The following is a 6,163-nucleotide window of genomic DNA, read 5'->3' on the forward strand; positions in this document are numbered from 1 at the left end:
TGACGAAGAGTTCGGGGACCACGCGCACTGGACGTTCTGGTGCCCGGTGGAGTTCCCGGACGGCATCAGGATCAGCTGGGAGTTCCTGCCCCTCGCTGAGCCCGGACTGGCGATGGTCTTCTTTGCCGCAACAGGGCAGGGCGGCCATGACCTGTTTTCGCCCGGCCTCGCAGCGCGAACAGGCTACTATCCGCAGTACCACTCAGGTGACATCGACGCCCTGCATGTGTCCTATTTCCGCCACAAGCACGAATCAGAACGGGCCTTCCGCACCTGCAACCTGCGGAAGAGCGCCGGCTTTGAACTGGTGGCCCAGGGCGCCGATCCGCTGCCGCCCACCGAGGATGCGCTGGATTTCTACCGGATGGAAGTGGTGAAGGACGGCCCGCGGGTGGCATTCTCCGTCAACGGGCTGACACTCTTTGAATGGACTGACCTGTCGGACAGCGTGCTGGGCCGCGGCCGCCTCGGGTTCCGCCAGATGGCGCCACTGAAAGCGGCCTACCGGAACCTGGCAGTGGAGAAGCTTTAGTCCCGTCAGTCGGGCTTGATGTTTTGGTTGAGGCTGAAGAAGTTGGTCGGATCGTACGTGTGCTTGAGCGACTTGAGCCTCCCGTACTTTGCAGCTCCATAGGCCTGCCTGACGCGCTCCTCGCCCTCTTCCATCAGGAAGTTCACATAGACGCTGGTGTGGTGGGGTGCCAGCGCCGACCAGTAATCGCGGGCCCACTGACGCTCGGCATCGAAACCCTCGGCCGTCTTGCTGTTGCCGTTGATGTTGAAAGTAAATCCAGCGTTGCGGCCGTTGAATGCCGTGGCGTCGTTGCCTATCCGCGCCACTGCGCCGCCCATCTGCCACAGGGCGACGCTGGTAACCGGCGATGTGATGCGCATGCCGTAGTCAGCGACGACGTCGATCACCTCGTCGCTCAGGGCTGCGATGTCACATGAGCGGACGTAGTAGGACCAGCCGTGGGGGAACGATGGATCGAACGTTCTTTGGTGTTCGAGGAAGGGTTTAGGCCGGCAGAAATCCAGGACCGGGGACCCGAATTCCTTCATGGGCCGCATGACCCGTTCACCGTCCTCGACGGATCCGGCATAGCAGGAGACGATGGCCAGGACCCGCCTGCCCACGAGTTCCGGCGGGACGATCGGCAGCGCCGGAGCCCTGCGCTGCACGGCCACGGTCATGAGCTCATCGGGGCAGTCCGCGAGCCAGTCGCGGTAAAAACGCAGCACCTCCGGTGCGTCCTCCATCGGCCAAAAGACCGGCCCCGCCATAACGGACGGACCCACCGGAACCAGCCGGAACTCGAACTCGGTGACGATGCCGAAGTTCCCGCCGCCGCCCCGCACACCCCAGAAAAGATCGGCGTTCCGGTCCTCGCTGGCAGTCACCAGCTCGCCGTCGGCCGTGACAAGGTCAACGGAGAGCAGGTTGTCGACCGTGAGTCCGTGCTTGCGCATGATCCAGCCGATGCCGCCCCCCAGCGTAAGCCCGGCAACTCCGGTGTGGGTGACGATCCCTGACGGGACAGCGAGCCCGAACTCCTGCGTCTCGCGGTCGAGTTCGCCCAGCAGCACACCAGCCTGGACACGGGCCGTTCGTGCGCCGGGATCCACCCGGATGCCCTTCATAGGCGCGAGGTCGATGACCATCCCGTCGTCGCAGACCGAGAGTCCGGGGAAGCTGTGGCCGCCTCCCCGCACTGCGACCCGAAGGCCGTGCAGGCGGGCGAACCGGATGGCGGCCCGCACATCCGCGACGCCGGTGCAGCGGGCTATGAGTGCTGGACGGCGGTCAATCGACCCGTTCCACACCTTGCGATGTTCGTCGTAGCCGGCATCATCGGGGCTGACCAGGCCGCCCCGAAAGGATGCCTGCAGTTCATCGACGGCGATGCGGCCGATCTCCGTGCTTTGTGTCATGGGACTCACGGACCTCTCTCCTCCCTGCAGATTCCCACTCTTTGGAGGACCTGACAAGAGGAAAACTGCAGGCGTCGACCGGGCGGCAGGCCTTAGCCTGCGGCGGTGCCCTGCGCCGGGCCGGTGCTCTGGCGCACCACCAGTTCCGGCGTGAAGATCACAGCCCGGTGCCGCGGACCGGTGGATTCCAGTTCCTCCGCCAGCAGCTCGATGGCGGTGCGTCCCAGCGCTTCGGTGGGCTGGCGGATGGAGGAAAGCGGCACCACGGCTGAGACGGCGAAATCGATGTCGTCGTAACCGATCAGCGCGATGTCCTCGGGAATTTTCAGGGTGTGGGTCATGGTCAGCGATTGCATGACGCCCAGGGCCAGGAGATCGTTGGCGCAGAAGATCCCGTCCGGCAGGTCCCCGCGCCCGCGCTCCACCAGCATGTTGCCCACGCTACGGCCTGCCAGGACTGTCTGTCCTTCGGAATCGAGGACCTCCAACGTGGCGTCCGGCTCTTCCTTCACCGCACGCCGGGCACCCTGAAGGCGGTCGGCCACCTGGCGGATGGAGGTGGGGCCGCCCACAAAGGCGAGCCGACGGCGGCCGGTGTCCAGCAGGTGCCGGGCAGCGAGGTAACCGCCGGCGTCGTCGTCCACGGAGACTGAGCTGTACTTGTCCTCATCAGCCAGCCGGTCCACCAGCACGGTGGGGATGCCGCGGTCGCGGAGCAGATCCAGCCGCTCGGTGACGTCACCCACGGGGGAGATCAGCAGGCCCTGGACACGCTGCTCCTGGAAAAGGTCGATGTAGTTGGACTCGCGGCTGGCGTTGTGGCCGCTGTCGCCCAGCAGCACTGCGCTGCCCTGAAGCGCTGCGGCGTCCTCGGCTGCGCGCACCACGGAAGTGAAGAAGGGGTTGCCCACGTCCAGAACAATCAGCCCGATGGTCCTGCTATGGCCTGCCCTCAGCTGGCGTGCGGCGTCATTGCGGATGAAACCGAGCTCATCGATGGCCCGCAGCACGCGCTCCTTGGTCCGCTGGGACACGCGGTCCGGGTAGTTAAGGACGTTTGAGACGGTGCCCACGGCAACGCTGGCGTGGTTGGCGACGTCCTTGATACTGGCTGAGCGGTTCATGATTCTCCGTGCTGATCTGGGGGTCCAGTAATTCCTTGGGGCAATGGGGGTGGAATGCTTGACACCTTCTTGTCTTCCAGAGTACTTTGAATCGTAACAATGAAACGATTCAAAGATTTGAAAGTTCAGGAGAGTCGCCAATGAGGGTGTGTTTCCGTTCTTCGGTCCAGCCAGCACTGATCGGGGAGTACAAGCGCCGCCATGCTGCGGTGTGGCCCGAGATGCTGGTAGCCCTTAAGGATGCCGGCTGGAACAACTACTCGCTCTTCCTCGGCGAGGACGGGCTCCTGATCGGCTACGTCGAATGCGACGATTTCGACGCCGTCCGCGCCCGGATGGCTCTGGCAGACGTCAATGCGCGCTGGCAGGCCGAGATGGCAACTCTTTTTGACAACCCGGACCAGGCGCCAGACCAAGGGTTCCACGTGCTCGAAGAAGTCTTCAATCTTGACGATCAGCTTGCGGCGGAGTACACAGCCAGCTGATCCATCCAAGCTCCTGCAGTGGGGCTCAGCACCAGCATCCAGACCGCAGGACCACGCACTGAACCGCAACACCACACCCCAAATCGCAGCACTACAGACACCGGAAAGAATCCCATCATGAATGACGTAGCAACGGCGCTGGGCAGGCTCGGAGAGCTTGCCATCGAGGTCCCTTCGTGGGCTTATGGAAATTCAGGCACGCGCTTCAAGGTGTTCGGCACGCCGGGCACCCCGCGGACCGTGCAGGAAAAGGTCGCGGACGCCGCCAAGGTGCACGAGCTGACCGGGCTCGCTCCCACCGTCGCCCTGCACATCCCATGGGACAAGGTGGATGACTACGCGGCCCTGAAGGAGTACGCGGCGGGCCTGGGCGTGGGCCTGGGCACCATCAACTCCAATACTTTCCAGGATGACAGTACAAGTTCGGCTCGCTGACTTCTTCGAACGAGACTGTCCGGCGCCGGGCGATCGCGCACCACCTTGAGTGCATCGAGATCATGCACGCCACGGGCTCGCAGGACCTGAAGGTCTGGCTTGCGGACGGCACGAACTACCCGGGCCAGGACGACATGCGTGGCCGCCAGGACCGTCTGGCCGAGTCCCTGCAGGAGATCTACGCCGGCCTGGGCGAGAACCAGCGCCTGGTGCTGGAGTACAAGTTCTTCGAGCCGGCTTTCTATCACACCGATGTTCCGGACTGGGGTACTTCCTACGCGCAGACCCTCGCCTTGGGCGAGAAGGCGATGGTCTGCCTGGACACCGGCCACCACGCGCCGGGCACCAACATCGAGTTCATCGTGATGCAGTTGCTGCGCCTGGGCAAACTCGGTTCCTTTGACTTCAACTCCCGCTTCTATGCGGACGATGACCTGATCGTTGGAGCGGCCGATCCGTTCCAGCTGTTCCGCATCATGTACGAGGTCATCCGCGGCGGCGGCTTCGGCAAGGACTCCGGCGTGGCCCTCATGCTGGATCAGTGCCACAACCTGGAAGAGAAGATCCCGGGCCAGATCCGCTCGGTCCTGAACGTCCAGGAAATGACGGCCCGCGCCATGCTGGTGGACACCGCTGCCCTGGGCGAGGCCCAGCACGCCGGGGATGTCCTGGCCGCCAACGGTATCTTCAACGATGCCTTCTACACCGACGTCCGGCCCATCCTGGCCGCATGGCGTGAAGAGCGCGGCCTGCCCGCGGATCCGATGGCCGCCTTCAAGGCCAGCGGCTACCAGAAACAGATCAACGAGGACCGCGTCGGCGGCCAGCAAGCCGGATGGGGCGCCTAAGCAATGACGAACAAGACTGTTGAAGACCTGATTTCCCGTTCCAACCGCCTGGGTGCGGATAAGCGGAACACCAACTTCGCCGGCGGCAACACCTCGGCCAAAGGCACTGAGAAGGACCCGGTGACGGGCGAGGACGTCCAGCTTTTGTGGGTCAAGGGCTCCGGCGGAGACCTGGGCACACTGAAGGCCGGGAACCTCGCGGTCCTGCGCCTGGACCGGCTGAACGCCCTGAAGAACGTGTACCCCGGCGTGGAACGCGAAGACGAAATGGTGGCCGCTTTTGACTATTGCCTGCACGGTAAGGGCGGCGCCGCGCCGTCGATCGATACCGCCATGCATGGCCTGGTGGACGCCGCCCACGTGGACCACCTGCACCCGGATTCCGGGATCGCCATTGCCACCGCAGTGGACGGCGAGGCCCTAACCACCAAGATCTTCGGCAACAAAGTGGTCTGGGTTCCGTGGCGCCGGCCCGGTTTCCAGCTGGGCCTGGACATCGCCGCGATCAAGGAAGCCAACCCGCAGGCCATCGGCACCATCCTGGGCGGCCACGGCATCACCGCCTGGGGCGCCACATCCGAGGAAGCGGAACAGAACTCCCTCTGGATCATCGAACAGGCCGAGAAGTACATCGAGGACAACGGCACGGCCGAACCCTTCGGCCCCGCGTTGGACGGCTACGGTGCCCTCCCCGAAGCCGAACGCCGGGCCAAGGCCGCAGCACTTGCACCGGTGATCCGCGGCCTGGCGTCCACGGACAAGCCGCAGCTGGGGCACTTCAGCGATGACGCCGTCGTCCTGGACTTCCTGGCAGCAGCCGGGCACCCGCGCCTGGGCGCCCTGGGCACCTCCTGCCCGGACCACTTCCTGCGCACCAAGGTCAAGCCGCTGATCCTTGACCTGCCTGCCGAGGCGTCCATTGAGGACTCCATCGCGCGGCTCAAGGAACTGCACGCGGAGTACCGCGTGGACTACCAGGCCTACTACGACCGCCACGCCGATCCGGAGTCCCCGGCGTTGCGGGGCGCGGACCCGGCCATCGTCCTGATCCCGGGCGTGGGCATGTTCTCCTACGGTGCGAACAAGCAGACCGCCCGCGTTGCCGGCGAGTTCTACATCAACGCGATCAACGTGATGCGCGGTGCCGAGGCGATCTCCACCTACGCCCCGATCGAGGAATCCGAGAAGTTCCGGATCGAGTACTGGGCCCTGGAGGAAGCCAAGCTGGCCCGCCTGCCCAAGCCCAAGTCCCACGCCACGCGCATCGCTTTGGTGACCGGGGCGGCGTCGGGCATCGGCAAGGCGATCGCCACCCGGTTGGCGTCCGACGGCGCGTGCG

At 64.8% G+C, this 6,163-nt stretch carries 5 protein-coding genes and 1 pseudogene; 4 read left to right on the top strand and 2 right to left on the bottom strand.

What is annotated here, in order from left to right:
- Nucleotides 1-532 (top strand): YesU family protein (locus DBR22_RS10335; RefSeq protein WP_258229134.1); only part of this gene is annotated, 532 nt, incomplete at its 5' end.
- Nucleotides 533-537: 5 nt separating this feature from the next.
- Here DBR22_RS10335 and DBR22_RS10340 read toward each other — a convergent pair.
- The gene (locus DBR22_RS10340; RefSeq protein ID WP_108598945.1) at nucleotides 538-1,932 is read right to left on the bottom strand and encodes an FAD-binding oxidoreductase; all 1,395 of its coding nucleotides are present in this window, start codon (nucleotides 1,930-1,932) and stop codon (nucleotides 538-540) included.
- A 92-nt stretch (nucleotides 1,933-2,024) separates the two neighbouring features.
- A complete protein-coding gene (locus tag DBR22_RS10345; RefSeq protein ID WP_108598946.1) occupies nucleotides 2,025-3,056 on the bottom strand; it encodes a LacI family DNA-binding transcriptional regulator in 1,032 nt (343 codons plus the stop codon).
- A gap of 140 nt (nucleotides 3,057-3,196) precedes the next feature.
- Between DBR22_RS10345 and DBR22_RS10350 the strand changes: the two genes are divergently transcribed.
- The 3 genes and pseudogenes from DBR22_RS10350 to rhaD form a co-directional block, all read left to right on the top strand.
- Nucleotides 3,197-3,541 carry an L-rhamnose mutarotase gene (locus tag DBR22_RS10350; protein ID WP_108598947.1) on the top strand — a complete coding sequence of 115 codons (345 nt, stop codon included), beginning with the start codon at nucleotides 3,197-3,199 and terminating at the stop codon, nucleotides 3,539-3,541.
- Nucleotides 3,542-3,658: 117 nt separating this feature from the next.
- Nucleotides 3,659-4,824, top strand: a pseudogene (gene rhaI, locus DBR22_RS10355) (L-rhamnose isomerase).
- 3 nt (nucleotides 4,825-4,827) lie between these two features.
- Nucleotides 4,828-6,163 (top strand): bifunctional rhamnulose-1-phosphate aldolase/short-chain dehydrogenase (gene rhaD, locus DBR22_RS10360; protein ID WP_108598948.1); only part of this gene is annotated, 1,336 nt, incomplete at its 3' end.

It is taken from the genome of Arthrobacter sp. HMWF013 (assembly GCF_003061105.1).
Lineage (GTDB): Bacteria > Actinomycetota > Actinomycetes > Actinomycetales > Micrococcaceae > Arthrobacter.